The organism is Actinocorallia libanotica (assembly GCF_039525175.1).
Taxonomy (GTDB): Bacteria; Actinomycetota; Actinomycetes; order Streptosporangiales; family Streptosporangiaceae; genus Actinocorallia; species Actinocorallia libanotica.
Genome location: NZ_BAAAHH010000012.1, coordinates 81172 through 108110, shown reverse-complemented (window position 1 = coordinate 108110; position 26939 = coordinate 81172). Strand labels below are relative to the sequence as shown.

Annotated in this window: 35 protein-coding genes and 1 pseudogene; 20 read left to right on the top strand and 16 right to left on the bottom strand. The window is 71.6% G+C overall.

What is annotated here, in order from left to right:
• Positions 1-73 precede the first annotated feature (73 nt).
• The gene (locus ABD140_RS16790; RefSeq protein WP_344241770.1) at positions 74-349 is read right to left on the bottom strand and encodes a transposase; all 276 of its coding nucleotides are present in this window, start codon (positions 347-349) and stop codon (positions 74-76) included.
• Between the two features lie 39 nt (positions 350-388).
• Here ABD140_RS16790 and ABD140_RS16785 point away from each other — a divergent pair, with 39 nt between their 5' ends.
• From ABD140_RS16785 to ABD140_RS16775, 3 genes are read left to right on the top strand one after another with little or no spacing between them, the layout of a single operon-like run.
• Entirely contained in the window at positions 389-847 is a 459-nt protein-coding gene (locus tag ABD140_RS16785) for a MarR family winged helix-turn-helix transcriptional regulator (protein ID WP_344241769.1), read from the top strand.
• A 40-nt stretch (positions 848-887) separates the two neighbouring features.
• On the top strand, positions 888-2276 hold the full coding sequence (locus ABD140_RS16780; protein ID WP_344241768.1) for an MFS transporter: 1389 nt from the start codon (positions 888-890) through the stop codon (positions 2274-2276).
• Positions 2277-2309: 33 nt separating this feature from the next.
• Positions 2310-2606, top strand: a complete 297-nt coding sequence (locus tag ABD140_RS16775; protein WP_344241767.1) for a DUF1330 domain-containing protein — start codon at positions 2310-2312, stop codon at positions 2604-2606.
• 19 nt (positions 2607-2625) lie between these two features.
• On the opposite strand, the gene ABD140_RS16770 is transcribed toward ABD140_RS16775, so the two are convergent.
• A complete protein-coding gene (locus tag ABD140_RS16770) occupies positions 2626-2871 on the bottom strand; it encodes a hypothetical protein (protein ID WP_344241766.1) in 246 nt (81 codons plus the stop codon).
• A gap of 152 nt (positions 2872-3023) precedes the next feature.
• On the opposite strand from ABD140_RS16770, the gene ABD140_RS16765 reads away from it, so the two are divergent.
• Positions 3024-3203, top strand: a complete 180-nt coding sequence (locus ABD140_RS16765; RefSeq protein ID WP_344241765.1) for a hypothetical protein — start codon at positions 3024-3026, stop codon at positions 3201-3203.
• Positions 3204-3324: 121 nt separating this feature from the next.
• On the opposite strand, the gene ABD140_RS16760 is transcribed toward ABD140_RS16765, so the two are convergent.
• Positions 3325-4797 carry a SulP family inorganic anion transporter gene (locus ABD140_RS16760; protein ID WP_344241843.1) on the bottom strand — a complete coding sequence of 491 codons (1473 nt, stop codon included), beginning with the start codon at positions 4795-4797 and terminating at the stop codon, positions 3325-3327.
• A gap of 432 nt (positions 4798-5229) precedes the next feature.
• Here ABD140_RS16760 and ABD140_RS16755 point away from each other — a divergent pair, with 432 nt between their 5' ends.
• The 3 genes from ABD140_RS16755 (at position 5230) to ABD140_RS16745 (ending at position 6309) form a co-directional block, all read left to right on the top strand.
• Positions 5230-5643 carry a MerR family transcriptional regulator gene (locus ABD140_RS16755; RefSeq protein WP_425544122.1) on the top strand — a complete coding sequence of 138 codons (414 nt, stop codon included), beginning with the start codon at positions 5230-5232 and terminating at the stop codon, positions 5641-5643.
• Positions 5644-5810: 167 nt separating this feature from the next.
• Positions 5811-6077, top strand: coding sequence for a type II toxin-antitoxin system Phd/YefM family antitoxin (locus tag ABD140_RS16750; protein ID WP_344241764.1), 267 nt, complete (start codon positions 5811-5813; stop codon positions 6075-6077).
• Between the two features lies 1 nt (position 6078).
• A complete protein-coding gene (locus ABD140_RS16745) occupies positions 6079-6309 on the top strand; it encodes a hypothetical protein (protein ID WP_344241763.1) in 231 nt (76 codons plus the stop codon).
• Positions 6310-6661: 352 nt separating this feature from the next.
• On the opposite strand, the gene ABD140_RS16740 is transcribed toward ABD140_RS16745, so the two are convergent.
• Positions 6662-7729, bottom strand: coding sequence for a tyrosine-type recombinase/integrase (locus ABD140_RS16740; RefSeq protein ID WP_344241762.1), 1068 nt, complete (start codon positions 7727-7729; stop codon positions 6662-6664).
• 213 nt (positions 7730-7942) lie between these two features.
• Here ABD140_RS16740 and ABD140_RS16735 point away from each other — a divergent pair, with 213 nt between their 5' ends.
• Complete coding sequence (locus tag ABD140_RS16735) at positions 7943-8164, top strand: hypothetical protein (RefSeq protein WP_344241846.1); 222 nt, start codon at positions 7943-7945, stop codon at positions 8162-8164.
• Here the strand turns inward: ABD140_RS16735 and ABD140_RS16730 are convergent.
• Entirely contained in the window at positions 8101-8376 is a 276-nt protein-coding gene (locus ABD140_RS16730) for a winged helix-turn-helix transcriptional regulator (RefSeq protein WP_199810501.1), read from the bottom strand. The genes ABD140_RS16735 and ABD140_RS16730 overlap by 64 nt on opposite strands.
• A gap of 102 nt (positions 8377-8478) precedes the next feature.
• Here ABD140_RS16730 and ABD140_RS16725 point away from each other — a divergent pair, with 102 nt between their 5' ends.
• Both ABD140_RS16725 and ABD140_RS16720 read left to right on the top strand, forming a co-directional pair.
• Positions 8479-9042, top strand: a complete 564-nt coding sequence (locus ABD140_RS16725; RefSeq protein WP_344241761.1) for a carboxymuconolactone decarboxylase family protein — start codon at positions 8479-8481, stop codon at positions 9040-9042.
• Between the two features lie 38 nt (positions 9043-9080).
• Entirely contained in the window at positions 9081-9374 is a 294-nt protein-coding gene (locus tag ABD140_RS16720; protein ID WP_344241760.1) for a DUF1330 domain-containing protein, read from the top strand.
• Between the two features lie 94 nt (positions 9375-9468).
• On the opposite strand, the pseudogene ABD140_RS16715 reads toward ABD140_RS16720, so the two are convergent.
• Positions 9469-12653 (bottom strand): annotated as a pseudogene (locus ABD140_RS16715) (Tn3 family transposase).
• A 67-nt stretch (positions 12654-12720) separates the two neighbouring features.
• On the opposite strand from ABD140_RS16715, the gene ABD140_RS16710 reads away from it, so the two are divergent.
• Positions 12721-12951, top strand: a complete 231-nt coding sequence (locus tag ABD140_RS16710) for a helix-turn-helix domain-containing protein (protein ID WP_344241759.1) — start codon at positions 12721-12723, stop codon at positions 12949-12951.
• A gap of 90 nt (positions 12952-13041) precedes the next feature.
• Here ABD140_RS16710 and ABD140_RS16705 read toward each other — a convergent pair whose 3' ends face one another.
• From ABD140_RS16705 to ABD140_RS16675, 7 genes are all read right to left on the bottom strand, one after another.
• Entirely contained in the window at positions 13042-14232 is a 1191-nt protein-coding gene (locus ABD140_RS16705; protein ID WP_344241758.1) for an MFS transporter, read from the bottom strand.
• Positions 14229-14804, bottom strand: coding sequence for a Chromate resistance protein ChrB (locus ABD140_RS16700; protein ID WP_344241757.1), 576 nt, complete (start codon positions 14802-14804; stop codon positions 14229-14231). Before ABD140_RS16700 ends, ABD140_RS16705 begins: the two co-directional genes overlap by 4 nt.
• 91 nt (positions 14805-14895) lie before the next feature.
• Positions 14896-15228, bottom strand: coding sequence for a YnfA family protein (locus tag ABD140_RS16695; RefSeq protein WP_344241756.1), 333 nt, complete (start codon positions 15226-15228; stop codon positions 14896-14898).
• A 149-nt stretch (positions 15229-15377) separates the two neighbouring features.
• Positions 15378-15617 carry a hypothetical protein gene (locus ABD140_RS16690; protein ID WP_344241755.1) on the bottom strand — a complete coding sequence of 80 codons (240 nt, stop codon included), beginning with the start codon at positions 15615-15617 and terminating at the stop codon, positions 15378-15380.
• Positions 15614-16069, bottom strand: coding sequence for a MerR family transcriptional regulator (locus ABD140_RS16685; protein ID WP_344241754.1), 456 nt, complete (start codon positions 16067-16069; stop codon positions 15614-15616). The genes ABD140_RS16690 and ABD140_RS16685 overlap by 4 nt, the downstream gene beginning before the upstream one ends.
• Positions 16066-16407: a hypothetical protein gene (locus tag ABD140_RS16680; protein WP_344241753.1), complete on the bottom strand. Its 342-nt coding sequence runs from the start codon at positions 16405-16407 to the stop codon at positions 16066-16068. Before ABD140_RS16680 ends, ABD140_RS16685 begins: the two co-directional genes overlap by 4 nt.
• A gap of 199 nt (positions 16408-16606) precedes the next feature.
• Complete coding sequence (locus ABD140_RS16675; RefSeq protein WP_344241752.1) at positions 16607-17236, bottom strand: isochorismatase family protein; 630 nt, start codon at positions 17234-17236, stop codon at positions 16607-16609.
• A 118-nt stretch (positions 17237-17354) separates the two neighbouring features.
• Here ABD140_RS16675 and ABD140_RS16670 point away from each other — a divergent pair, with 118 nt between their 5' ends.
• Positions 17355-18362, top strand: a complete 1008-nt coding sequence (locus ABD140_RS16670; protein WP_344241751.1) for a GlxA family transcriptional regulator — start codon at positions 17355-17357, stop codon at positions 18360-18362.
• A 45-nt stretch (positions 18363-18407) separates the two neighbouring features.
• Positions 18408-19079, top strand: coding sequence for an NUDIX hydrolase (locus ABD140_RS16665; protein WP_344241750.1), 672 nt, complete (start codon positions 18408-18410; stop codon positions 19077-19079).
• On the opposite strand, the gene ABD140_RS16660 is transcribed toward ABD140_RS16665, so the two are convergent.
• From ABD140_RS16660 to ABD140_RS16650, 3 genes are read right to left on the bottom strand one after another with little or no spacing between them, the layout of a single operon-like run.
• Positions 19072-19716: a hypothetical protein gene (locus ABD140_RS16660; protein ID WP_344241749.1), complete on the bottom strand. Its 645-nt coding sequence runs from the start codon at positions 19714-19716 to the stop codon at positions 19072-19074. The genes ABD140_RS16665 and ABD140_RS16660 overlap by 8 nt on opposite strands.
• Positions 19706-20797, bottom strand: coding sequence for a DNA polymerase III subunit beta family protein (locus ABD140_RS16655; protein WP_344241748.1), 1092 nt, complete (start codon positions 20795-20797; stop codon positions 19706-19708). The genes ABD140_RS16660 and ABD140_RS16655 overlap by 11 nt, the downstream gene beginning before the upstream one ends.
• Before the next feature lie 34 nt (positions 20798-20831).
• Complete coding sequence (locus ABD140_RS16650) at positions 20832-21671, bottom strand: aldo/keto reductase (RefSeq protein ID WP_344241747.1); 840 nt, start codon at positions 21669-21671, stop codon at positions 20832-20834.
• A 56-nt stretch (positions 21672-21727) separates the two neighbouring features.
• Here ABD140_RS16650 and ABD140_RS16645 point away from each other — a divergent pair, with 56 nt between their 5' ends.
• The 7 genes from ABD140_RS16645 to ABD140_RS16615 all read left to right on the top strand — a co-directional run bounded on the left by ABD140_RS16645 (position 21728) and on the right by ABD140_RS16615 (position 26927).
• Entirely contained in the window at positions 21728-22141 is a 414-nt protein-coding gene (locus tag ABD140_RS16645; RefSeq protein ID WP_344241746.1) for a VOC family protein, read from the top strand.
• Positions 22142-22205: 64 nt separating this feature from the next.
• Positions 22206-23015 carry a DUF3152 domain-containing protein gene (locus ABD140_RS16640; RefSeq protein ID WP_344241745.1) on the top strand — a complete coding sequence of 270 codons (810 nt, stop codon included), beginning with the start codon at positions 22206-22208 and terminating at the stop codon, positions 23013-23015.
• 89 nt (positions 23016-23104) lie between these two features.
• The gene (locus ABD140_RS16635) at positions 23105-24160 is read left to right on the top strand and encodes a 3-oxoacyl-ACP synthase III family protein (protein WP_344241743.1); all 1056 of its coding nucleotides are present in this window, start codon (positions 23105-23107) and stop codon (positions 24158-24160) included.
• Positions 24141-24371: an acyl carrier protein gene (locus ABD140_RS16630; protein ID WP_344241741.1), complete on the top strand. Its 231-nt coding sequence runs from the start codon at positions 24141-24143 to the stop codon at positions 24369-24371. The genes ABD140_RS16635 and ABD140_RS16630 overlap by 20 nt, the downstream gene beginning before the upstream one ends.
• Positions 24368-25126, top strand: a complete 759-nt coding sequence (locus ABD140_RS16625; RefSeq protein WP_344241739.1) for a 2-oxo acid dehydrogenase subunit E2 — start codon at positions 24368-24370, stop codon at positions 25124-25126. Before ABD140_RS16630 ends, ABD140_RS16625 begins: the two co-directional genes overlap by 4 nt.
• On the top strand, positions 25123-26199 hold the full coding sequence (locus ABD140_RS16620) for an alpha/beta fold hydrolase (RefSeq protein ID WP_344241737.1): 1077 nt from the start codon (positions 25123-25125) through the stop codon (positions 26197-26199). Before ABD140_RS16625 ends, ABD140_RS16620 begins: the two co-directional genes overlap by 4 nt.
• Positions 26196-26927: a thioesterase II family protein gene (locus tag ABD140_RS16615; protein ID WP_344241735.1), complete on the top strand. Its 732-nt coding sequence runs from the start codon at positions 26196-26198 to the stop codon at positions 26925-26927. The genes ABD140_RS16620 and ABD140_RS16615 overlap by 4 nt, the downstream gene beginning before the upstream one ends.
• Positions 26928-26939 lie beyond the last annotated feature (12 nt).

Sequence of the window (26939 nt, the reverse complement as noted above, 5' to 3'; positions counted from 1 at the left end):
TCGATGTGGACCCTTGGGAGAGATTAGCCTGTTGTCCCCAGGGCAACTCCATCGGGAATCTTGAGGTTCAGAGTCATTGACCCTGCCTCCACCGCAGGGGCCGGGGCAGTCCTCGTTCGTCGAGGTACTGCTGGAACGCCGTGGGCGGGCGCAGCCGGTAGGGGCCGTCGGCGGGTTCTTGAAGGCTCAGCCGCTCGCCGTTGATCGCGAGTGCGGTCAGGGCGTGCTGGACGTGCGTCTTCGCGAGGCCGCGGTAGCGGCACCGGCGCCCGCGGTGGCCGTCCATGAACTCCTCGATGCCGCCCTCGGCCCCCGAGCGCCGCCCGTAGAGCCGGCGCCAGTCGACCATTTGCATAGACTATGAATATAAAATTGCTATGCTTCGGGCATGAGTCGTCAAGACACCGATCCTGGCGCGTCCGCCGCCATCGGGGCAGCCCTCTACGGCCTGGCCACCAGAGCCGTAAGACGCCTGCCCCGGGACATGAGCCTGACGTCCGCCGCCACCCTGGCCACCCTGGACCGGACCGGCCCGCGGCGCATCACCGATCTGGCCGCGGTCGAGGGCGTCACTCAGCCCGCGATGACCGCCCTGGTCCGGGTGATGGAGGAGTCCGGCCTGGTCGAGCGGCGGGGCGACGCGTCCGACAAGCGGGTCACGCTGGTGTGCCTGACCGAGGCCGGCGCTTCCTATGTCCGGACGCGGCGCCAGGCGGGCGTCCACGCGTTCGAGCGGTTGATCGGTGAGCTCACCGGCGACGAGGTCGAGGCGCTGGTGGCGGCCCTTCCGGCGCTGAAGCATCTGGCAGAGCTCGAAAGCCAGGACCGCGAAGAGCCGAAGCAGTGACCGGGCGGCCGGTCGGCGGGTCGCGGTGAAGGCGTTCCCGGTGGCGCGTTCCGAGGCGCGGCTGCTGGTCCCCGCCCTGATGTTCATCGCTCTGGTCGTGGCGGCGGTCGCCAGCCTCGGGGCGCCGCTCATCACCAGCGTGGCGACCTCGTTCCACGTTTCACTCGGCAGCGCGCAGTGGACGCTGACCGTCGCGCTGCTCAGCGGCGCCGTCGCCACGCCGGTCCTGGGCCGGCTCGGAGCCGGCCCGCACCGGCGGGCCGCGATCCTCGCCACGCTGGCGGTCGTCGTCGCCGGCAGCGCGCTCACCGTGCTGCCGCTGCCGTTCGCGTGGCTGCTGGCCGGCAGGGCGGCCCAGGGCGTCGGGCTCGGGCTGACGGCGCTGATGATGGGCGTGGCCCGGGACCACCTCCCCGAGGAGCGCGGCGCGGCCGTGATCGCCCTGATCTCGGTGGTCTCGATCATCGGGGCCGGCGTCGGCTACCCGCTGGCCGCACTGCTCGCCGAGCTCGGCGGAGTACGGGCCGCCTACGGCCTCGGCCTGGTCGTCACCGCCGCCGCCCTCCTGACCGCGTGGCGCTCCATGCCCGAAGCCCCCGAAGGCCGCTGCGCCCGCGTGGACGTGTCAGGCGCGGTCGTCCTGGCCGCTGCGCTGGTCCTGGTGCTGTTCCTCGCCGGCGAACGGAATCTGTGGAGCCGGCACCTCGCCGTGGCGGCGGGCCTCGCCGTCGTCGCGGTGGCGCTGCTCTGCGTCTGGACCGTCATCGAGCTGCGCAGCGCGACGCCCCTGGTCGATGTGCGGGCGGTGCGGCACCCGGCGGTCGCCGGGGCGAACCTCGCCATGTTCGTCGGCGGGATCGGCATGTACCTCCTGCTCACGCTCATCACCCGGTACGCGCAGACGCCGCACGGCGCCGGCTACGGCTTCGGGCTGACGACCTTCGTCGCCGGGCTGGTCCTCATCCCGTTCTCGGTGCTGGGGTTCGTCGCCGGCAAGCTCACGCCGCGGGTCCGGACGCGGATCGCCGACCCCCTGCTCCTGGCCGGCAGCGCCGTCGTGGTCGGCGGCGGGTTCGCCCTGTTCGCGGCGGCCCGGTCGGACCTGGCCGAACTGTTCGCGGCGATGGGCGTGCTCGGCTTCGGCGTCGGCGGCTTCTCGGCCGCGATGCCCGGCGTCATCCTGGCCGTCACCCCCAAGAACGAGACGTCGAGCGCCATGAGCTTCAACTACGTCGTCCGCAGCGTCGGGTACTCCCTGGGCAGCGCCATCGGCGGCCTCGTCCTCGCCGCGGGCACCGGCCCCGGCCACCTCTTCCCCGACGACAGCGCCTACACCACCGCGGCCCTGGTCGGCGTCGCCGCGATGGCGATCACAACGCTGACAAGCCTCGCCCTCGCCCGCCGACGCCCACCCGAGACCAACCCGTAAGTCACATGCACTCATTCCAACACCGGAGGTTTCATGCCCAAGGGCTACTGGGTCAGTGTCTACCCCACCATCGAGGACCCCGAGAGGCTTGATGTCTACAACGAATTGGCAGGTCTAGCCGTCGCGGCCGCGGGCGGGCGGGTGCTCGCCGGCATCGGCGGCCGGGTCGACGCACACGAAGCCGGAATCGCCGAGCGCGTCGTCCTGATCGAGTTCGACAGCTTCGAACAGGCCGTCGCCGCACGCGCGAGCGCGGCCTACCAAGAGGCGCTCGCCGAAATCCCCGACGGCTTCGAGCGCGACTTCCGCATCATCGAAGGTCTCGACTGACCGAGGCCCAGTCGGATCTTTACTGAAGCTCGACTCGACTGCCGCTGACGAGGTCAGCGCCGACCGTCTCCAGGGGCAAGCCGGCCGGCCCCCTCATCGGCGCCCTCGCCGACCGCACCACCCTGCGCACCGCCCTCACTCCGCTCATCCTCATGCCCGCTCTCAATCGACGGGAGGACAGGGGCGCGCGCCGGTTCTCCACATCGAGGTCTTCGACGTCGAGGGAGAGGATCTCGGTGGCGCGGTCGGTGATCTCGTACAGCATCCGGTAGCGCGTCTTGTCGCGCAGCGGGACGTCGCGCCGGGACGGCAACCGCTCCGGGCTTCGACTTGGAGACGGCCCTGGCGTGGTCGACGCTCTCGCGGCGTCGGCCGGCACCGACGGCGCCGCCCACCGCTTCTTGCTCGCGTGCCAGCGTGCCAGCGCGCCAGGCGAGCCAGGAGGAGACGGCGGCGCGGTTGTGGTTCCAGGCCGCCGGTGCGCGCACGCCCCGCAGCGCGGTGAGGGCGTCACCGATCTCGGCGTCGGTGACGCCGCCCGGGAGCCGGTTGCGACCGCCGACCGCTGCGGTGGCCTGGTCGACCGCCGAGGCGTAGGCGTGGCTCGGTTCGGAGCTTGTACGGTCCCGGCCTTCCCTCCCCTTGCGCGGGACGGGGAGGGAAGGCCGGGAAGGGCTGCTGATCCGTCCGGGTCTGGAGGCGGCGGGCGGACCGGCGGTCAGTGACCGCCCGCCAGCTCCCCGCTGAGGGCGCCGTGCATCTTGGCACTGGGCGGGTTGAGACCGATGATCTCGACGGTCTTGCCGCGCTGGGCGTACTTGGTCTCGACGGCGTCCAGGGCGGCGACGGTGGAGGCGTCCCAGATGTGGGCGTCGGTCAGGTCGATGGTGACGTGCCCGGGATCGCCGGCGTAGTCGAAGCGGGTGACGAGGTCGTTGCTGGAGGCGAAGAAGAGTTCGCCGGTGACGGCGTAGACGACGCGGCCGCCGTCGGGATCGGTGACGGAGGTGACGTCGACCAGGCGCGCCACACGCTTGGCGAAGATCACCATCGCGGTCAGCGAGCCGACGATCACACCGATGGCCAGGTTGTGGGTGGCCACGACGACGGCGACGGTGACGGCCATGACGGTCAGCTCCCCGGCGGGCATGCGCTTCAAGGTCTGGGGCGCGATGGAGTGCCAGTCGAACGTGGCGAACGACACCATGATCATGACGGCGACGAGGGCGGCCATGGGGATGTCGGAGACGACCGGCCCGAAGACGATGCACAGCACCATCAGGAAGGCTCCGGCCAGGAAGGTCGACAGGCGGGTGCGGGCGCCGGAGACCTTCACGTTGATCATGGTCTGGCCGATCATGGCGCAGCCGCCCATGCCGCCGAAGAGGCCGGTGACGATGTTGGCGACGCCCTGGCCGATGGACTCGCGCGTCTTGCTGGAGCGGGTGTCGGTGATGTCGTCGACGAGCTTGGCCGTCATGAGCGATTCCATGAGCCCGACCAGCGCCATGGCGAACGCGTAGGGGGCGATGATCACCAGGGTGTCGAGGGTGAAAGGCACGTCCGGCAGGCCGGGTGTCGGCAGGGCCGAGGGCAGCTCCCCCTTGTCGCCGACGGTCGGCACCGCGATCCCGGCGCCGATCGTGATGACGGTGAGGACGACGATCGACACCAGCGGCGCGGGCACCACCGTGGTGATCTTCGGGAAGAACACCATGAGCAGCAGGCCGCCCGCGATGAGCGGGTAGACCGGCCAGGGCACGTCGCGCAACTCGGGGACCTGCGCCATGAAGATGAGGATGGCCAGGGAGTTGACGAAGCCGACCATCACCGAGCGGGGGATGAACCGCATCAGCTTGGCCACCCCCGCCGCGCCGAGGGCGATCTGGAAGACGCCGGCGAGGATGACCGCGGCGACCAGGTGGCCGAGGCCGTGCTCGTTGTTGAGGGGGGCGATGACCAGGGCGACGGCACCGGTGGCCGCCGAGATCATCGCGCGCCGCCCGCCGACGACGGCGATGACGACGGCCATGGTGAAGGAGGCGAACAACCCGATGGCGGGGTCCACTCCGGCGATGATGGAGAACGAGATCGCCTCGGGGATCAGCGCGAGCGCGACCACCAGGCCGGCCAGCACCTCGGTGCGCCACACCTTCGGATCGGACAGCCAGTCGGGCTTCAGGCCGCGCAGACGCGCGGCCGGGGACAGGGCGGAAGCGGAAGAGGACAAGGAGAGGAAGACCTGTCGTGCTCAGGCACTCGCGGCCAGGGCGGGTGCGGAAGACGTCCGGGACGCCGGGCGGGCGCCCCGGGGGAGACGCGGGTGCGGGACCGCGCCGGGGAAGGGCAGAAGGATCCGGAGAGCGCGGAGCGCGGCCGGGGCCTCAACCGGGGCGGGGTGTCACGGCGGACAGGCGGCGGCGGGCATGGCGACCTCGCGCACGCTTCCCCCTGAAAGAATTGATCTTCGCCGGAGGCGTCGGCCCCGGCGCGGCAGGCATCGGAAGCCCGCACGCGCTTCCGCCACCGCAGACTCTACCCTAACGTTAGGGTAGAGTCTGCGGGCGGTCCCGGGAGGAGCCGGAGCAGGGCGCGGACGGGGTACGGGAAAGGGGCGAGGGCGTTGGACGGCGGGCACATGCAGATCGGCGAGGTCGCCGCGCGCACGGAGCTGTCCTTGCGCACCATCCGGCACTACGAGGAGAGCGGGCTGGTCGTCCCCTCCGCCCGATCCCAGGGGGGCTTTCGCCTCTACACCGAACGCGACGTCGAGCGTCTGATGGTCATCCGCCGCATGAAACCGCTCGGGTTCACCCTGGAGCAGATGCGCGACCTGCTGGAGGCCACCGACCGCCTCGATGACGGCGAGGACGTGACGGAGGCCGAGCGGGCAGCGCTGCTGGAACGCGTGCGCGGCTACGAGCAGACCGCATGCCGGCGCGTGGAGGAGCTGCGGGTGCAGCTGGAGCGGGCCGAGGACTTCGCCGCCACCTTGCGCACCCGTCTGGAGCAGGCCGCCCCCGCCACCCGCGCCTGAACGGGACCGCCACCCTCCACCGCCACCCTCCCCGGAGAGGCCGGCGAGGCCGTGAGCGGCGGCGAACACGGCCTTGGCGCGGTCTCCAACGTCCTCATCTCAGGCACCTTGCGGACACGGGATCGAGACTCTGCCGCAGGAGCCGGGTGGAAGGTAGGCTGCGGAGCATGTCTGCCGAGAGAATCCCCCTGCAGGCCGATCTGAGCGAAGCGGTCGGCCGGGCCCTCTGCGGCCCTGAGGTCATCGTCCACGACGGCGGCACGGACGCCGCGGTGGTCATCTCCATGGACAAGTACCGTCGCCTCCAGCAGCTGGAGGACGGCGAAGACCAGCGGAAGGTGCGGGAGGCGCTGGAGCGGCGTCACCAGCCGCAGCCCGGCACCGTGGAGCTGGACGGCCCCGACGCCGTCGACGCGTGGTTCGCGGCTCTGTGACGTGACACGCCTGTTCTTGGACCCGCAGGTGCAGCATGAACTGCGCGACCTGCCCGAACGCCACCGCAAGGCCGCGCGGGAGATCCTGATGGACCTCGCCGGCGACGCCGCCACGGGCCTCGCCTACGCCGGGATCCCCGACGCCTACCGCCTGGAGCGCGAGGACGTCATCGTCTTCTACCGGCGCACCACGGCCGGGGTGGACGTACTGCGGGTACGTCCCAACACCTGACCCTCCCCACCCGGCTGCAACACCATCTGGCCGCGGGCGGCGACCAGATGGTCCGTAAGGACGCCCGCGGCATCGGATTCGACCACGTCGCCGAGACCATGCCGACTCGGTTCGACGATCCCGGACGGTGGCTCCGGCAGGCTGCTCCCACCGCACCGGAGCCGGTCGGCGAACGGACCCGCGAGGCCGCGCGGCTACTCCTCGCATCACCCGGCTCTGAAGTGTCCGCCCAGGCACTTGCGGTTCGGTGCGGTCTGTCCGTCTCCGGATTCCAGCACCTGTTCAGGGCGTGTGACCGAGATACACGGCAAAGGGGCAACGGGATGATCTTGAAGCCCTGATCTGCTCGGAGTTATGTGCGGCGGCGTGCAGCGGGGTCGCGTTCGGCAATGTGTCGGGCGACTGAGTCGACGCCGGGGCGGGCGTATCGCTCCAGGGAGCGGACTGAGGCGTGGCGGGAGCGGGCCAGCAGCATCGGGGTGGAGGTGCCGTCCTCCGCGTCGTGCGTCAGGGCACTGTGCCGGAGCCGGTGAAGCGTCCAGCCGTCCAGGTCCTCGATGTCATCGGGTGAGGCGAGGGGGTTGGCCAGCAGCCGGGTGTTCTCCTCGAAGATCTCCTCAGCGCGGCGGTAGGAGAGCCGGGCCCGGCCGGTCTCCGGGCACACGTCGAGCGTCGGTGTTCCGGCCGGTGCCTTGCGGTCGGTGAGGAACAGCGGGCCGCGCGTACGACGGGCGATGAGCCGGGGCAGTAGCTGGGCGGTGCCGGACTGCCAGTGAATCCACTCGGTCGCCCCGCCCTTGGCAGTGATCTTCCCTCGCTTGTCCTGCGGGTAGAGGTCTTCCACGTTGAGGCACAGCACCTCGTCGGCCCGTGCGGCGGACTCGTAGAGCATCTTCCACTGCGTCTTCTCCCGCAGCGTGACGTCGAGGCGCCACAGGGCGGCGATCTGGTTCTGTGCCAGGGCCTTGGTGCGGTCCGGCGGCGCCGGGCGCCGCTCGATGCCGATCGTCGGATCGCCGTCAATCCAGCCCTGACGCTGCAACCAGCCGATCGCCTTGCGCGCGATGGACAGCTCCCGGTTGACGGTGTCGGCGTCCATCTCGTCCGCTCGCGCTGCCGCCAGCTCGGCGAGCGCCTCCGGCAGCGCCGGGTCGTCGATCGCGGTGACGGGGAAGGCGGGCGGCTTCGCGCCCCGGCGGGCCGGTCCGGTCGGCGCCGGTTCGCCGGCGAACATCCAGCCCCACGTCGTCAGCGAGATCCGGTAGATCCGTGCGGAGGACTTGGCGATGCCCGCGCCGGTGAGGTAGCGCTCGACCGCCGTGGCGTACGTGGACGGAGGGGTGGACAGCGGCACCGCCCGGGCGCGCGGCAGCCGGAGCTCGCCCCCGTTCCCGAGTTCGGTCACTGGTTCGATCGTCACGCCGTCCCACCTTTCCGGTACTGCCGCAGTAAATGCGTACACCTCGCTCCGTCGGCCGGGATGCCCCGCCGCAGGTCGCGACGATCACGGTAGGGGCTCTGCCGCAGTAAATCCGGTATTTACTGCGGTAGTTGTGAATACGTCTCCGCGATCGAGTAACCGCCCGAATGCGTTTCTGCCCTGGGGCTGGAAGATCCCGACTTCCACCACAGCGTGCTGTCCGACTTCCGCGACCGGCTCGCCGAGGGCGACCGCGCCGACCGGCTGCTGGGCCTGGCACTGACCCGGATCCGGCGGGTCGGCCTGCCCGAGGGGCGCGCCGCCCGCGCCAGTCGACTGGAGAGACTGAGCCCGTCCTGCCGTCACGGCCGTCAGTCCGCCGCCTTGGGCCGCCAACCGGAGGCCCAAGCATCGAGCGGGGCGAGAGATTCTTGAAGGGTTCTGCCCTGTTCAGTGAGCAGGTACCCCTCGCCGGCGTGCTCGACGAGGTCGGCCTGTCCGAGCTCGCGAAGCCTGTCTGCCAGGACGCTTGATGATACGCCGCCACATCGTTGCTGGAGCTGGCGGAAGGTCGGAGATGAGCCGTCCCGTAGCTCCCACAGGACTCGCAGCGCCCAGCGTCGGCCCAAGAGGTCCAGGAGCGCCATGATCGGGCGCCCCGTGTGCGAGCCGCGGACCCGGCGGCCTGGGAGTGGTGTTGGTCGTGTCATCTGCTTCCCTTTCCGAAGCGTCAATGTTAGCGTCCCGCTATGCCTCTAAAATCGAAGCAGCCTCGCATCGAGCCACTCTCGCCGCCCTATGGCGCGGGAGCCAGCGAGGCCCTTGAGCTCCTCGGGCATTCCCCCATCCAGCTGTTCCGGGTGTGGGCCCGCCGGCCCGAGCTCGCCCGCTCCATCGCGGGCTGGGGAAGCTATTACTTCTCTCGGCGCTCCGCTCTCACTCTGCGCCAGCGTGAGCTGGTCATCGACCGGACCACCGCGCTGTGTGGCGCCGACTACGAGTGGGCTGTGCACGTCGCGGGCTTCGCCGAGAAGGTGGGACTCGACGCGGCGCAGCTCGCGTCCCTCGCGAAGGGAAGGCCGACGGACGACTGCTGGCACACCACCGATCGTGCCGTGCTCGAAGCGGTCGACGAGCTCCATGCGACCTTTGACCTCTCCGACGACACCTGGGCGAACCTGGTCGCTGTCGCCGATGAAGATGCCGCACTCGATCTGGTCTTGATCTGCGGTTGGTACCACGCCATCTCGTTCGCCGTCAGGGCGCTCCGCCTGCCCCTTGAACCCGGCACCGAGCCGATCTCCGCACACTGATCTAAGTCACATGCGCTCATCCCAACACCGGAGGTTCCATGCCCAAGGGCTACTGGGTCAGCGTCTACCGCACCATTTCCGACCCTGAGAAGCTGGCTGCTTACAACGAGCTGGCCCGTTCGGCCGTCCAGCCTTGGGGCGGTCGGACCCTCGTCCGTGGCGGTCGGGTCGTGGCGTATGACGCCGGAATCGCCGAGCGCACCGTCCTGGTCGAGTTCGACAGCTTCGAGCAGGCCGTCGCGGCGCGCGAGAGTGTGGCCTACCAGGAGGCTCTGGTCGCCCTCTCCGATGGCGTCGAGCGCGACTTCCGCATCGTCGAAGGCATCGACTGACCGAGGTGCAGTCGGATCTTCACTGAAGCGGCAGGATTCTGGGGTATACCGGCCCGCGCCCGTGAAGGGCGTCACCAGCTAGTTTCCTCACGGTTCAGGCAGCCTGGCCGAGGCTGGCGGTCAGGTCCTGCTCGCGAAGCGGGGTGAAGTCCACGTCGAGTTTCGGGTCGTACGCCTCGGGCTGGATGCCGAGTTCGTGGGTGCTGTACTCGCCGAACCGGTTGATGTGTTCGGTCAGGTACGGCGAGATGTGCGACAGGTCTTCCGGGTCGATCTCCCATCCCTCTTCCAGCAGCTGGCGGACGATCTCGGCGATGTCCAGGGCATTGTGGAAGATCACCGCGTTCGTGAGCAGGGCGTTGAACTTCATCGCCTTTTCCTGCTCGATGGGGTCGTTGTCGGCGATGACACCGCGGTTGCCGAAGCCGATCCACTGGGAGAACCGGTTGAACGACTCCACCTTGTTGGTCGCCGCGGTCACCCGCCGGCGAAGTGGCGCGTCCGAGAGGTAGCGCAGGAGCTGAACGGTGCGGATCACGCGGCCGACCTCGCGGAAGGCGGCGTAGGTGGCGTTCTTCCTCGGCCCCGAGCGCAGGCGCTTGAGCAGGGTGGAGGAGGAGATGGTGCCCTCGCGTACGGAGACGGCCACCCGCATCAGGTGCCGGAACTGGGATTCGATCAGGTCGAAGTCGATGACGTGCCTGCCCGGCTCGCCGAAAAGGGCGTCGATGTGCACGTACTCGCTCTGCCTGGAAGGCCGGTAGAAGGTCAATTCCTTCCAGTTCCTGATCCTGGGCATCAAATCGAAGCCCAGGAGGTGGGCGAGCGCAAAGACAGGGAAACTCTGGCCCTGCGTATCCGCATGCACCGTGGTCGGCTGCACCTCGCTGGTGTTCTTCAGCAGGCCCTCAATGATGTAGACGGCCTCCCACACCCACACGGGATGAAGTGCGTGAACAGCGCGATGTAAGTGTCCGAGACATGGTGGTAGGCGATCCCGCCCGGCTTGCCGTACCGCACGCTCGTCTCGGAGAGCAGGTTGTCGAGATAGGTATCCATGTGGGTGCCGTCCGCCGCGACGGCGGTCCCGTCGCCCCACGCCTGTGAGATGTCCAGGCGGGCGTGCGCGTTCACCAGGTCGGCGACCGCCTCGTTCAGCAGCACGATCGAGAAGTGCTTGTTGGCGACGTACGACAGCTCGTGTCCGCTCACGCCGGGGATGTGCCGGGCGGCCTCGTACGGCCCCATGTTGGTGCCCTTGACGAACGTGACGATCACGTAGCGGCCCAAGGGGTCAGTGAGCTTGGGCTCGTTGCCCGACGGCGGGCCGAAACGGCGCCACCACTCCACCCAGTACGCGGTCCGGGCCACGATCCCCATCAGGGAACGCTCCGGCATCCTCGCCTTGATCTCCTGCTCCAGCCGCTTCGCCGAGGGCCGCTGGCCGTCAGCCCGGAACGCCTTCAGCGACGGGATGCCCGTCTCTGGATCGATGACCAGGCTCTCGTTCTCCGGGTACCCGGCGTCCGCCGCTGCGGCGGCGCCGCGCAGCTTGTCCTCCAGCTGCCGGCGGAAGAACTTCGCGTCGAACTCGGCGCTCTCGCCCGGCTCGGCGAGGCCGACCTCCACCAGGTAGGATCCCAGCGTCTCCTGGACGATCTCCCAGTCCAGCAGCTGCTCGGACCAGTCGGCGTACTCCTCCGAGCCGACCACCGCGACGTCGCCGGTGCGCAGTTCCTCGGCGAGGGCGGTGAAGACCATCGCCTCGAAGTGCTTGCGCACGAACTGCCCGGTCCGGGTCTTGTCGAGGACGGCCTTGCGCCAGTTCTGGGTGGCGAAGGAGATGTCGACCTCCTTGCCCTCCTCGTTGAAGGCGGTGATGTACTCGCCGCGGGCCGCCTGGTGCCGCTGGGCGTGCGCGAGGGCGTCCAGCACCCGGCTGTCCTCGCTGGTCGCGGTGAACTTCAGCTTGTCGTTGTCGGCCAGGTCGAACATCACCGCCCGGTCCCGGCCGATCTGCCCGTACAGCAGCACTTCCCAGAAGTTGCCGTGATGGGCGGAGACCTTCTCGATCTGCTCGTACTGCTTCGCGAATCCGCCGAAGCCGTCCACCGCGCGGGTGACCGCGCCGAACCCGCCGGCCTGCATCACCTGAGCCTTCACCAGGGCGAGGACCGCCGGGGAGACCCTGCCCTCCAGCCGCGTCGCGACCTCGTCCACCGGCGCCTCCTCGTCCAGACCGTCCAGGGCCTGGCGGACTTCGGCGGTCATGGCCGAGGCCTTCGTGAGCGCCTCCTGGGCCGGGCCGCCCTCGTCGATGTGCTTGAGCACCGTGCGGTAGTTCCCGATCTTCGTCGCCACACGCTTGCAGAACATCATCGCCAGGTCGTCCCGCACCCGCATCCGCGCCTTGTGCGTCAGGGCCGCGACCAGCGCGATGCGTTTGACGGGGACGAAGTCCCGCAGCTCCGAGGCGTCCGCCGCGTCCGCCTCCCCGGCGAAGTCGGTGACCTTCCCCGCGGCGGCTCCGTCCATCCACACGTCGGTGTCACCGAGCCCGTCCAGCCATTCCAGACGCTTGGTCAGGTTCTTGAAGTGCGACCAGGTCGGGCCCTTAGCGGGCTTCTTCAGCCGGTTGAACAGCGTCGTCCCGTCACTGTCGCGGTCCTCCAGCAGTCGCATGAGCCCCGCCCGCTGCGCGGCGCTCATGCGGTCGTGGATGCCCGTGCAGATCGAGGCGTTCACCTCGGTGCGGATTTTCGAGGCCATCTTGTCGAAGGTCGAGAACCCGGGCAGTTCCAGCCCGGCCTCCACCACCTTCTCCAGCGCGATGTTGATCAGATCCGCCGGGCGGTTCTTCGCCGCGGCCTCCTTGCGGATCGACTGCTCGACGATCCCGCGGGCCCTGGCCTGGTCGTATGTCACGCCGGCCTGCTTGCGGACCAGGCCCCGGTGGTGCTTGGCGGTCCACTCCGCCCGGTACACCGGCAGCGTGCCCTCCGGCAGCTCCACCGCCCGCCGGACGAAGTCCACCACCATCTCCGGGACGTCCTCCAGCGCCGGGAAACACCCCATGCGCCGGTACGACTTCAGCATCAGCAGCAGCGCCAGCAGATGCTCATCGCAGTCCGTGACATCGGACGCCCACTCCAGCTCATCGCGAGTCGGCGAGAAGAACAGATGCAGCTCATGCGCGGTGATCAGCCGCTTGAACCGCGGATACGCGGTCCGTTCAATCGATGTCACAACCCACCCCAGGCCCCAGACGACGCTCAACATCACCACCAACGACACTGAGCCGAACGGGTGACGGGCGACGAGCGCTCAGGGCTTCAAGATCATCCCGTTGCCCCTTTGCCGCGTATCCCGGTCACACCCCTTCAGCGCCCAGACCGGTACGGGTTTCCGCCGCTACCGGCTGTGGGTCAGGATGCTCCGCGCCGCCGACCTCACGCCCCAGGGACACGACCTCATCACCATCGCCGCCGAAGCCGGTTTCTCCAGCCCCTCCCATGCCGCGAGCACCTTCCACGCCATGTCCGGCCTTCCGCCCTCCCGCTCCTGCACCTACCGCTGACCATCACCTCTCCCGACGGACTCCACGGCGGAGGAGATGCGCACTGCATCCGGAGCTGAAGGAACACCCGGTGCCGGATTCCCGGAACGGTCATGGGGAGGGGTCGAGGGCGGGTGGCCGGCGGTGGAGGAGGAGGGCGGTCAGGGGCGGGAGGGCGATGAGGAGGGCGAGGGCCGCGTAGCCGTAGGTGAGGGTGGCGGTCGCGGCGACGGCCGCGACGAGCAGGGGGCCGCCGGCGTCGCCCAGTTCGCGGCCGAGTTCGGCGGCGCCCATCGTCTGGCCCATGCGTTCGGCGGGGGTGCGTCCGGCCAGGGCGGCGAAGCCGAGCGGGGTGATGAGGCCGGTCCCGGCGCCGATGAGGACGGCGGCGGCCAGGATCCCGGGGAGTCCGGGCAGCATCGCCGCGGCCAGGCCGGCGGCGGTGACGAGGAGGCCGGCCAGGATCCCGGCCCGGGGGGACAGGCGGCCTTCGTCCAGGGCGCGTCCGGCCCGCGGCTGGACGACGGCGGCGCAGGCGGCCAGGACGGACACGGCGGCGCCGGTGGCGATCGTGCCGAGGCCGGCGGCGCGGCCGGACACCGGCAGGAACCCCACGCCGACCGACAGCGCGGCCGTGGCGGCGGCCAGCGCGCAGGTGGGGGCGAGGAAGGCCGGGTCGGCCAGGCGGCGGGCGAGGTCGAGGACCGTCTGCCGCTGCTTGGGCAGCGGCGGCACGGCCGGCACCGCCCACGCCGCCCACACCGCGACCGCGAGCCCCAGCACCGCCAGGACCGCGAACAGCAGCCGCAGGCCCCCCGCCCACACCAGCAGGCCGCCCAGCAGCGGGCCGAGCGTGTAACCGATCGACTTGTAGAAGCCGTAACCGCCGAACGCGCGCCCCAACCCGGTGGACGGGTTCAACCGGGCCACCAGAGCCGACGCCGACGGGGAGAACGCCGAGGCGGCCGCGCCCTGGCCGAGCCGGGCCGCCCACAACCAGCCGGGACCGTCGGCCACGACGTACGCCGCCGAGGCGAGCGCGAACGCGACCAGGCCGCCGAGCAGGACCGGACGGGCGCCGATCCGGTCGGCGATGCTCCCGAACAGGGGCTTGAGCAGCACCTCCGCGCCGTCGTACAGGGCGAGCAGACCGCCCAGGACCAGCAGGGAGGTGACGGCGTCATCAGAGAACCCGCCCAGGTTCGCGGCGATCCCGTGCGCGCCGAACGCCGTGGTGAACCCGGCCGCGTACAACGGCCACATCTGCCGCGCCGGAGCGGCGGCCCGCGCCCGGCCGGTCACCGTTCCTCCTCCACCGGTCCGGGCATCTGGTGCAGCGCGGCGAACACCCGCTCGGCGTAGTCCTCGCACGCGGCCGCGCACTCCCGCAGCCGCCGGGCGGCCTCGCCGGTCTCCGGGGCGCCGAACACGTCGCGCGCGGTCAGGTCGCGGTGCCAGCGCCGCAGCCGCTCCAGCGACTGCTCCTCTTCCTCCAGTTCGGCCAGGGTGAACTTGCCGATGGCGATCTCCTTGGCCAGCTCGGCCTCGAACTTGCCGCAGTCGGCCAGGAACTCCGTCCAGTCCGCCGACCGGGCCGCGGTGAACATCTCCCGCAGCCGTTCGCCGTCCTCGCCGTCGCGGCCGGACGCGACCAGCGTCACGAACTGCCCGCCGCCCTTGCCGGTCATCTCCCGGGCCCGCGCGATCCCGTCGGCGAACACCGGCACGTCCGGCACCGCCCACACCCCCTGGCCGAGCGACAGCGCCCCGACCTTGCGCAGCTCACGCCACACCGCCACCCGGAACCGCGACGGCTCCGCCGGTACCTTCACCACGAACACGAGCCACCGGCCCGCCGCATCAACATCAGACACAGGTGAGAATGTAACACCGGTTACAAGAGGCGCTGTGCGCCAGTGGCTCGCGGACTGCCGCCGCGATGGGCGGGAGGGCTGCCGGGAAGGTTCAGGTGCGGGGCGCGTACATGATGACCGCGACGCCCACCAGGCAGACGAGGGCGCCGACGATATCCCACCGGTCGGGCCTGAATCCGTCGGCGACCATGCCCCAGGCCAGGGAGCTGGCGACGAAGACACCGCCGTAGGCGGCGAGGATGCGGCCGAAGTTCGCATCGGGCTGGAGGGTGGCGACGAACCCGTAGACGCCGAGCGCGATGACGCCCGCACCCGCCCACAGCCAGCCGCGGTGTTCCCGGACACCCTGCCAGACGAGCCAGGCGCCCCCGATCTCGAACAGGGCGGCGGCGAGGAACAAGACGATGGAGCGGGCGACGGTCACAGCAGGCGGGTCCTTCGGTCGGGCAGGGGGCCGGTACGGGGATCGTCAGCCGCCGGGATCGGAGTGCACGAGGCGTCGTTCAAGGCCGCCTCCCTTGCACTCCGCGAGCCGGGAGATCCCCATGGCGGCCATGCGCACAGGGTAGGCCCTCAAGTCGACTCGAAGATCAAGCCGCCGACGCCGCACCCGGGCCGCCAAGCCGCGAAGGCGGAGACCGCAACGGCCGTCACCGCCAGGATCACGGCGTCCAGCGGCACCCGATCGGCCAGAACGGCGGCACCGGTGCCCGACGGCATCCCGGCGGCGAACAGGACCGGCAGCGCGCAGCACGCCGCGCACGCCAGCGCGCCCGGTCCCGTCCCGGCCGTCAACGACATCGACCCCTTCACGAGCGGTCCTCCGAGGGATCAGTGCGGCGGTGCGGGCCGGCCGGGGGAGTGAAGGGGATCGGGCAGCAGTCGGCCTGAGCGCACCCCACCAGGTCGGCGCAGCCCGCTTCGATCGTCTGCCGCAGAGCGCCCGCGACGACGGTCAGGTCCGCGATGCGCTCTTCCACCTCGATCAGCTTGAGCCGGGCGCGTTCGGCCAGACCGTCGCCGCGGTGGCGGTGCCCGGCGGTCTCCAGAAGACCGGCGACCTCCTCCAAGGTGAATCCCAGCCGCTGCGCGGCCTTGATCACGCGCAGCACGGTGACGGCCTCGGCCGGGTACAGGCGGTGCCCGCCCAGCGTCCGCTCCGGCTCGGCGAGCAGCCCCCGCCGCTCGTAGTAACGCAGCGTCTGGGCGTTCACCCCCGCCGCCGCGGCGAGCTCGCCCGACCGCAGACCCTCGTATCCGCTCACCGCGGCCACCCGGAAGCCGCCTGCCCAGTGGAGACCCGGCCTTCGGCAAGCCCTTGGAGCCCGTCCAGCGCGGCACCCGCCTCCGGTGGCGCCGTCACCGTCACCACCAGCCCCTCACCACCGCCGCTCTCCACCTGGAAGCCCAGAAACGCGCAGCATTCGGCCTCGGCGGCGAAAAGTCCCCGTACCTGCTCCTCAGCCCCTTGACCGAACTCCAGCCGCAACAGCAGCGGCTCCCGCTTCCAGTCCGTCAGCGCCCGAGCGAACAGCTCCTCGAACTCACCCAGCCGGGCCCGTATCGCCCCGGCCGGCAGCGTGCACGCGACCGGCACCCCCACCGGCGCCCCGCCGACCGAACCGCACCCGCACCCAGATCCGCACATCACCCACCCCGTCTCCGAGCCGCCTGACGGCCCCTCAACTGCGACGGTAAGCCCGTACCCGGGTACAAGATGCAAACCCCGGCGGCCCGCCCGGGGTGGGAGCGCCACGGGCTCATCCCGGACGCGTGGCGCTCTCACCCGGTGGAAGGCGCCGTCAGTGAGCGGCTCGGCCCTGCGTGGCCGAGGTGACGAGGTCGCTCTTGGCGAGGCCGTCCTCCTTGGTGACGGCCGACGTCCAGGCGTCGGTGGTGGTGACCGCGGCCCAGTTCGAGTGCAGCAGCGCCATCAGGGTCTCGTGGACCTGCCGCGCGGAGGCGGTTCCGGCCTCGTTGGCCAGGTGGATGGCGCCGGTCGCGTCGGAGAGCACCTCGATCGCGAGTCCCAGGGGCTCGGCCGCGGCCGCGGTGGACAGGACGCAGTTGTTCGTCATGTAGCCGACCAGGGTCAGGGTGTCGATCTCGTTCTCCCGGAACCACGCGGCCAGGCCGGTGGAGGCGAAGATGTCGGAGAAGCTCTTGGTCACCCGCTTGGCCGTCGGGCCGACGCGGCGTTCCACCTCGGGGTGGAGTTTCCAGCCGGCCGAGCCGGCCGCGAAGACCGGGGCCCCTTCGGGAAACTCGTGCTGGACGGAGACGACGGGCATGTCCACCCGGGCCGCGGCGTCCAGGGCGTGCAGGATGCGGGCCAGCGACGCGTCGCGGGGCGGGTACTGGACGTTCAGCGGACCATCGAAGTACTCCTGCTGCACGTCGATGAGGACAAGGGCTCGGCGAGGGGCGTTCAACGGACTCTCCTGTGCTCGGCGGGCACGGCGCGGTCGTCGCCGTGGACTTCATCCTCATCGGACCGCGGGGGCTACAGTGAGTGGCAGAAAAGCAGATAATCGATGAGATCAGGACAGCATGCGCATCGCCGTTCACGCCTTCGACGGGATCACCGCGTTCCATCTCGCCGCGCCCCTGCTGGTGTTCGGTGAAGTCGCCCGGCAGGAGCTGGCCCCGGGATGGGCCACCGCGGTGTGGAGCGCGGACGCGCGTGCGGTCCGCACCTCGGAGGGGATCGTGCTCGGCGACCTCGCCGGGCCGGACGCGGTGGACGCGGCCGATCTGATCATCTTCCCTTCCTGGCCCACCGACCTCCCCGAACCGGACGACGGGCTCATCGCCTTGATCCGGGCCGCGCACGCCCGCGGATCAGGGATCGTCGGGCTCTGCCTGGGCGCGTTCCCCGTGGCGGCCAGCGGCGTGCTCGACGGGCGCGCGGTCGCCACCCACTGGGCCTCGGCGGCGCGGCTGGCCGAACGCCACCCCGCCGTGGACGTGCACGCGGACGCCCTCTACCTCGACCACGGCGACGTGCTCACCTCGGCCGGCACGGCCTCGGGGCTCGACGCCTGCCTCCACCTCGTCCGCGACAGGCTGGGATCGGCGGCCGCCGCCACCATCGCCCGCCATCTCGTCATCGCGCCCCACCGGGAGGGCGACCAGGCCCAGTACATCGACCGGCCCCTCCCCGGCAACGCCGCCGGGCCCATCGGCGACACGATCACCTGGGCGCTGGCCAACCTGGACCGGCGGCTGTCCGTCACCGAACTCGCCGCCCACGCGTGCATGAGCACGCGCAACTTCTCCCGCCGCTTCTACGAGACGACCGGCATGAGCCCCGCCAAGTGGATCCTCACCCGCAGGCTCGACGAGGCCCGCCGCCTGCTGGAGACCACCACCTGGAGCATCACCCGCATCTCCGCGGCGTGCGGCTTCGCCAGCGCCGTGACCTTCCGGCAGAACTTCACGGCCCACTACGCGACCACGCCCACGTCATACCGGCACCGCTTCACCGACCGCACGGGGACGACCGGCCCGGCACCGGAGCCCTCCACCCCCCAGGCAGGGCAGAGCGTGTCCCGTTGACCCGGGTGCCCGCCCGGGGCACCGACACGACCGGATGGAGGCAGGATGACAGAGGTGGCGATCAGCGCCCGGAAACAGCTGGGCGGACTCATCGAAGGTGCCGGAAGGCGCCGGTGGGGCTGGGACGGTCTGCCGCTCGCAACGCCGCAGCACCACCGCGCGATGCGCGCGAGCGCCGTGATGGTGCTGGCCAGGCCGATCGCCGGCGATGTCGCCTTCCTGCTCCTGCGGCGCTCCTTGACACTGCGCCACCACCCGGGCGAGTTCGCCTTCCCCGGCGGCGGCATCGACCCGGAGGAGACACCGGTCACGGCCGCGATCCGAGAATGCCGCGAGGAGACCGGAGTGGTCCTCGACCAGGGGCACGTACTCGGCACGCTGCCGGCCCTGGCGCTGGAGGCGAGCGCGAACGTCGTCACCCCGGTGCTGGCCTGGGCGGGAGACGCCCGAAGCCACCTGGCGCAGCACCGGCACGATCACGAGACCCACTCGACGCACTGGGTGCCGCGAAGCCACCTGGTGGACCCCGAGAACCGCACGACCGTCACGTACGGGGATTACTGGGCGGGACCGGGGTTCCTGCTCGACAGCGGGCACATCTGGGGCTTCACCGGCAGCGTCTTGGACTGGCTTCTCGACGAACTCGAATGGAGCAGCCCCTGGGACGCCTCCCGCCGGCACGAGATCGCCGAAGGCGTCCCGCGGGAGCTCAGGTGAGGGCGGTGACGGCCCGGCGGAGGAGGTCCTGCTCGGAGTCGGGCAGGGCGCGGGCGGCGTGGAGGGTGTGCAGGGCCGTGGTGAGGCGGAGGCGGTCCTCGGAGGTGCCGGTGTCGCCCAGCAGCGGAGGCAGCAGCAGGGACAGGGATTTCAGGTCGCGGCGCTCGCACAGGGCGGCGGCCAGGGTGTCCAGGAGGTCGGCCGCGGGGGAGGGTGTGAGCGCTCCGCAGGCGCGCAGCCCTTCGGCGGCCGCGATCCGGATCCCGTCGGCGTAGGGGCCGGGCGGGACGTCGGCCAGGCGCTCGGCGGCCAGGGCGAAGTGGGCGCGTGCCTCTTCGGGCGCGCCAAGGTCGCGGTGGGAGTGGGCCATGTTCAGGTGCAGGGAGGCGTAGAAGCCCTTGACGCGGTCGTCGGCCACGCGGTCCGCGCGCTCCAGGCACTCGCGGTTCCAGTGCAGGGTGTCGTGCGCGGTGGGCTGGTGACGGGCAAGGTAGTGGGCCGCGATGCACGCCTCGTAGTCGTCGGAGGCGTTCTTCCACGCCTGGAGGAAGAGATCACGGGCGTCGTCGTCGCGGCCTTCGGCCTCGGCCTGCATGCCTTGGGAGCACAGCGCCACTACGGGGTTGTCAGGATTCACGGTCTTCCTTTCGGTGGTGGACGGGCATGACCAGCGTGGTGAAGCTGCCCTGGTCGGCGGAGCGGACCACCACGGGCTGGTCGGCGGCGGAGATCTCCAGCAGAACGTCGGGGCCCACGCTCGCCTCCAAGGCCGGCAGCAGCACCCGGGGGTCGAAATGCGCCCGCACCGCAGGCCCCGTGCACACCGCGGGCAGCTCCGTATCGCCCACCGCGAGCCGTCCTTCACTGTCCGCCTGTACGCAGACGGCCTCGACTGCCTCACCGGAGGCAGATGCGGAAGGCGCGCGCAGGAGGGCGGCCAGGGGCTCGCGGGCGGTGATGATGCGGTGGCGGACGGGAGGAAGGGCGTCCAGGAGCATCCGGTAGGAGGGGAAGACCTCGTCGCGGACGGACAGGGCCCTTTGCTGGGAGCCGTCATGGAGGAGAACGCGCCGGCCGTCGAGTTCGAGGCCGATCTCGGGGCGCGGCAGGAGCCAGGAGACGGCCTCGTTCAGCTCCTCGGAGGGCACGAGGGCATGGCGGGGGCCGCCGGTGGAAGAGAAGGCGCGCAACGTGCGCACGGCCAGGCGGTAGCGGTCGGTGGCGGCCAGCCGCACCTCGTGGCCGTCGAGTTCCAGCAGCACGCACCCCAGGACGGGAAAACGGCCGAGATCGGCGCCGCGGGCCACGGCCGCCGCCACCTGGCGGACGGCGCGGGCCAGCTCGGGCCCGCCGAGCCGGGCGCACGACGCGTCACCGCCGCCGGGCAGAGCGCCCAGCAACTCACCGATCACCTCCTGGGCGGCGCGGGCGGACTCGCGGGTCCGCTCCGCGTGCCGCCGCAGCACGGCACGCGCCTCCTCGGCGGACCCGTCGAGGACCACCGAGGCGTCCGGCAGCGGCATCCCGGCGTCCCGCAGGCGCCGCACCAGCACGGCCCGCTCCTCCTGCTCGGGCGCGTAGTGGCGGTATCCGGTCGCCGCGTCCACCCGGGCCGGGGCCAGCAGCCCGCAGTCGTCGTAGAACCGCAGCGCGCTGGGCGCCAGCCCCACCCTGCGCGCGAACACCCCGATGCTCATCAACCCGTCCGGCTCTTGCATGGACGTGATTGTGGGCGTTCAACCAGCTTGAAGGTCAAACCGGCGGTGCGGCCAGCCGCTCCAACCGCCGGTACTGCTCCTGGCTCAACCGCAGATCCGCGGCGGCGACGTTCTCCTCCAGATGCTCCAGCGAGGCGGTGCCCGGAATCGGCAGCACGACCGGAGAGCGCGCCAGCAGCCACGCCAGAGCCACCTGCGCGGCCGTGGCGCCCAGCTCGCCCGCCACCGCGGTGATCTCGTCCGCGCCCTGGGAGGCGGCGGGATGCACCGGCCGCCACGGCAGGAACGCGATCCCCGCCTCGCCGCACGCCTGGAGCACCGCCTCGTACTCGCGGTCGAGCACGCTGTAGCGGTTCTGCACGCTGGCCACCTCGACGATGCCGCGCGCCTCGGCCAGCTGCTCGACGGTCACCTCCGACAGCCCGATGTGGCCGATCTTCCCCTGGTCCCGCATATCGCGCAGCGTCCCGACCTGGTCGGCCAACGGAACCTTCGGGTCCACCCGGTGCAGCTGCAGCAGATCCAGCCGCTCCACGCGCAGCCGCCGCAGCCCTTCATCGACCTGCTCGCGCAGGAACTCCGGCCGCCCGCACAGGTCGGCGTCCCCGTCTGGCCCCGGCGGCGCCACCCCCACCTTCGTGGCGATGAGCAGCTCCGGCGGGTACGGGTGCAGCGCCTCGGCCAGCAGTTCCTCGTTGGCACCCCACCCGTACAGGTGCGCGGTGTCGATGAGCGTCACGCCCAGCTCCACCGCGCGCCGCGCCACCGCGATCGAAGCCTGCCGCTGCGGTCCCGGCTCCGTCGTCAGGCGCATCGCTCCGAAACCCAGCCGTCCTACGGGTATCTCGCCCCCGATGCGGAACATCTCCCTCATAACGCCCACCCTCGCACGGTGGGCGGGGCCGGCCGGGGAATGACACGATGATCGCCATGAGCATCGAACTGGACCACATCGTCCTGTGGGTCGCCGACCCGCTGCGCTCCGCGGAGTTCTACGGCACCGTCCTGGGGCTCGCGCCGCTGCGGCTGGCGGAGTTCCGCGAGGGTACCGCGCCCTTTCCCAGCGTCCGCGTCTCGGCCGGGACCATCATCGACCTCATGCCCCTGAGCCTGGCGCCCGGGATGGACGCCGCGGCGCAGGGCAGCGCCGGCCACCCCGTCAACCACCTGTGCCTCAGCCTCGACCGCGACGGCTACCTCGCGCTGAAGGAGCGCCTGGCCGCCCTGGGCATCCCCACCCCCCTGACCATGAAGGACTCCTTCGGCGCCCGCGGCCTGGCCCCCGAGACCGTCTACTTCACCGATCCCGACCGCAACGTCATCGAAGCGCGCCACTACGCCTGATCGTGACGGACCGTAAACCCCAACCTCCCATCACCGCGGGCGACGAAACAGTTACTGTGCGGGTATGGGATCACACAGGCGACCCCCTTCACGCGCCCGCCACCACGCCGGTACCGCACTGGCCGTCCTGCTGACCTCCGCTCTCACCCTCGCGCTCGTCACCCGCGGCGCGCCGGCGCCGCCCCCTGTGGCGGCGCCCGCACCCGAGAAGGCCCAGGGCAAACAGCCCTCGGGCCCGCCTCTGGTGGTCAGCGGGCGCCTGCAGCCGGCCGTCCGCGCCGTTCCCACCCGAGCCTCGGGCCGCTACCTGACCGCCCCCGGCACCGAGGCGCCCCGCCACCACCGCCACCTTCCCGTCCGCTACCTCGTCGAGGTCGAAAAAGGGCTGCCCTTCACCCCGCAGGAGTTCGCCCGCGACGTGCACCGCATCCTCACCGACCCGCGCGGCTGGCCCGTCGGATTCCAGCGCGTGGACAGCGAGCCCGTCGAGCTGCGCGTCTCCCTGACCAGCCCCGCCGTCGCCCGCCGCCACTGCCGACCCCTGGACGTCGGGCTGCGCCTGTCGTGCTGGCAGGGCAGCCGCGCCGTCATCAACGCCGCCCGCTGGGCGCGCGGCGCGGCCTCCTACGGCCGCGACCTGGCCACCTACCGCGAGTACCTCATCAACCACGAGGTCGGCCATGCCCTGGGGCACGGCCACCGCGAGTGCCCCGGCCCCGGGCGGCCCGCCCCCGTCATGGTCCAGCAGAGCATCTCCCTGTACGGGTGCGCGCCCAACCCGTGGCCGCGCCGCCACGCCTCACCGCAGGTCGACCCCTCCCACGGCGCGCTGGCCGCGATGCTGCGGGTCCTGGCGCCGCGGGCCGAGTGGTGACGACGCACCTGCCTTAGTAGCGCTTTAGCGGACTTTCCTAGCTTTTCGGACAGAAGTGACCCGTCGTCCGAGAAACCGGGGGTAGACCGGTGAGCGACCAACCTGTCCGGATCCTCTCCGCGGGAACGGCACTGCCCGGCCCGCCCCTGGACACCCAGGCACTGGCCGACAGATTCGGCATGGACCGGCTGTGGCGCCAGTGGGTCGACACGTTCATCGGCACCCGCACCCGCCACCTGGCCATCGACCTGCGCACCGGCCGCCGGCGCGAGACCCTCGCCGACCTCGCCGCCCAGGCCGCCACCGAAGCCCTGGAGGCCGCGGGCCTGTCCGCCCAGGACATCGACGTGCTGGTCCTGGGCACCGCCACTCCCGACGCCCTCATGCCCGCCACCGTCAACACCGTCGCCGAACGCCTGGCCATCGACGGCGTGCCGACCTTCCAGCTCCAGTCCGGCTGCTCCGGCGCCGTCCAGGCCTTCGACGTGGCCACCGCGCTGCTGGGCTCGGGCCGCCACCGCACCGCCCTCGTCCTGGGCGGCGACGTCATCGCCAAGCACTACGACGTCACCGTCGACCTGCGCGCCGTCCCACCGGACGAACTCGTCAACTACCTGCTGTTCGGCGACGGCGCGGGCGCGGCGATCCTCACCACCGAGGACCACCCCGGCGCCCCCGAGATACGCGCCGTGCGGACCGTGCTGTCGGGCCTGGACCGCCCGCCCGGCCAGATCCTCAACTGGTACGGCCTGGCCGACCGCTCAGAGCCCCTCACCCCGGCCAGCGAGGACTACAAGGCCATCGAGGAGCTCGTCCCCGAACTCGCCGAGGAGATCGCCGAGGAGCTCCTGGAGGACCTCGGCTGGGACCGCGGCGACGTCTCCCACCTCCTGCCGCCGCAACTGTCGGTGACGATGACCGACCGCATCACCCGCCGCCTGGACTTCCCCCTGGCCAAGGAGATCTCCTGCGTCGCCGAGACCGGCAACACCGGCAACGCCCTGCTGTTCTTCCAGCTCCAGCGGCTCCTGGACGACACCGCCGCGCCCTGGCGCGCCCTGGCCGTCGCCATCGAGTCGAGCAAATGGATCAAATCAGGCCTCGCGCTGGAAAGGAGCACCACCGGTGGCCGCCCTCACCCGTGACCGGTTCGTCGCCCTCCTGCAGGACGAACTCGACCTCGACGTCACCGCCGCGGACCTGCACCTGCCCCTGGACGCCCTGCCCGACTGGGACTCCGTGCGCACCCTGACCCTGTTCACCGCGCTGGAGAAGGAGACCTCCCGCGAGCTGTCCCTGCCCGAACTGCTGGAGGCCCGCAGCCTGCAGGCCCTCTACGAGACGGTGACACGATGAGCGCCGAGGAGCCCTTCGACGACCGCCGCAGGCACACCCTCCTCTTCCTCGACCAGATCCGCGACTTCTCCCCGGTCTTCCTCGACACCGAGATCGACGCCACCGCCCTGACCGCCCACCGCGCCGCCGCCCGCGAACAGGGCCTGCGCCGCTCGGTGGTCGCCTACATCGTGCACGCCGCCGCCCGCGTCCTGGCCGCCCACCCCGACGCCAACACCTCCATCCGCGGCCGGCTGGAACCCGCCGTCGTCCGCCACGCCGCCACCAGCGCCAAGGTCACCCTCGACAAGAGGCTCGACGGCCGCCGCGTCGTCCTGGCCACCGTCATCCCCGAACCCGAGCACACCGGCCTGGCCGGCATCCAGGACCACCTGGACCAGGCCATCGCCGCCGACCCCGACACCGACCCGCGCTTCGCCGCCGTCCGCGACCTGCGCGCCCTGCCCGGCCCCCAGGCGCGGGAGCGCTTCCGCGCCGCCGCCGACCGCCTCGACCTGCGCCCCGCCCTCACCGGCACCTTCAGCGTCACCTCGCTGGGCCACCGCGCCGTCGACGGCTTCCACTCCGTCGGCGGCACCACCCTCACCCTGGGCGTCGGCCGCATCACCGACCGGCCCGTCGTACGCGACGGCCGCATCGCCGTCGCCCCCGTGCTGCGCCTGTCCCTGGCCTTCGACCACCGCGTCATCGACGGGGCCGAGGCCGCCGACATCCTCACCGAGACCAAGGACCTGCTGGAGGCCGGACCGCTGTGAACGACCTGGAGGAGCTCAAACGGTTCGTGGTCACCCACGCCGTCTCCCAGAACTTGCCGCCCGGCCCCTACACCGCCGTCCTCGACCGCATCACCACCGACACCGCAGACGCGCCCGGCTCCTGGCCCCACGAATGGATCAGGGCGGGCCGGGAACTGCAGGAGGCCGGCCAGACCCTGGCCGCCGCCCAGTACTACAACTTCGGCCGCTTCCCCTTCGTGGACGGCCCCGGCCGCCGCCGCGCCCTCGCCCTGTGCACGGCCGCGTTCGAGACCTGGCGCGAGACCCAGCCCGGCATCGACGCCGAGACCATCGAGATCGACGGCCTGCCCGTGCGCGTCCTCACCGCCGGGCTGTCCGCCGAGCAGCCCAGGCCGCTGCTCGTGCTGACCGGCGGGATCGTCAGCCCCAAGGAGCAGTGGGGCGCCGTCCTGCCCCAGCTCGCCGCGTCCGGGCTGGCCGCGGTCGTCGCCGACCTGCCCGGCGTGGGGGAGAGCCCGCTGCGCTACCACCGCGACAGCTGGCGGATCTACCCCGCGATCCTCGACGCCCTGGCCGGACGCGCCCGCGTCCAGGAGAGCCGCCTGCTGGCCCTCAGCTTCAGCGGGCACGCCGCGATCACCGCCGCCCTGCACGACCCGCGCATCCGGGGCATCGTCGGCAACGGGCCGCCGATCCGCGCGTTCTTCCGCGACACCGCCTGGCAGCGACGCGTCCCCAAGGTCACCACCGACACCCTCGCCCACCTCACCGGCGTCCCCGCCGAGAAGGTCTACGAGCACGTACGGGACTGGGCGCTGACCGCCGAGCAGCTGCGCTCCCTGAACGTGCCGCTGGCCGTCGTCACCGCCCGCCGAGACGAGGTCATCCCGCCCGCCGACACCGCGCTGCTGCGCGAGAACGTCCCCTTCCTGAGCATCGTCGAACACGACGACGTCCACGGAGCGCCCTCCCACCTGGCCGAGACCCGCGCGTGGAGCCTGCTGGCCGTCCACAAGATGCGGCCCGACCCGCCGCCGCAGGTCATCGAGGCGCTGACGGCCGCGGTGACCCAGGCGAAGGCGGCCCGATGAGCGCCCCCCGCTCTCCCTGGCTCCGGCAGGCCGCCCCCGCCGACCCCGGCGCGCCGACCGTGGTGTTCTTCCCCCACGCCGGAGGGTCGGCGAGCTTCTTCGCCCCCTACGCCCGCGCGCTCGCCCCGCACGTCAGGGTCCTGGCCGTCCAGTACCCCGGACGGCTCGACCGGCGGCGCGAACCCTGCGCGCGGGACCTGCGCGAACTGGCGCGGGGCGTCGCCGACGCGCTGGCCGGCGAACCCTCACCGGCCGCCCTTTTCGGGCACAGCATGGGCGGCCTGGTCGCCTTCGAGACCCTGCGGACCGGACGGGTGCGGGCCGGAAGGCTGCTGGTGTCCGGCAGCCGCGCCCCCTCGCGCACCCGCGTGGACCCCGCCCTCCTGCACGACGACGGCGCCCTGCTGGAACAGGTCCTCGGCCTGGGCGGCACCGCCCGCGAACTGAGGCACGACGAGGCGCTGCGCGAACTCGTCCTGCCCCCGCTGCGCGCCGACTTCCAGGCGCTCAGCCGTTATGCGCCGCGGTACGGCGCGACGGTCGACTGCCCCCTCACCGCCCTGGTCGGCGACTGCGACCCCCTCGTCCCCGTCGCCGACGCCCGCGCCTGGGGCGCCCACACCACCGGGCCCTTCGAACTGAAAGTGCTGCCCGGCGACCACTTCTACCTGACCCCCGCCCTGGCAGAGGTCGCCGAGACCATCCGCGCGGTGCTCGTCCCCGCCTGATCCACAAGAGCG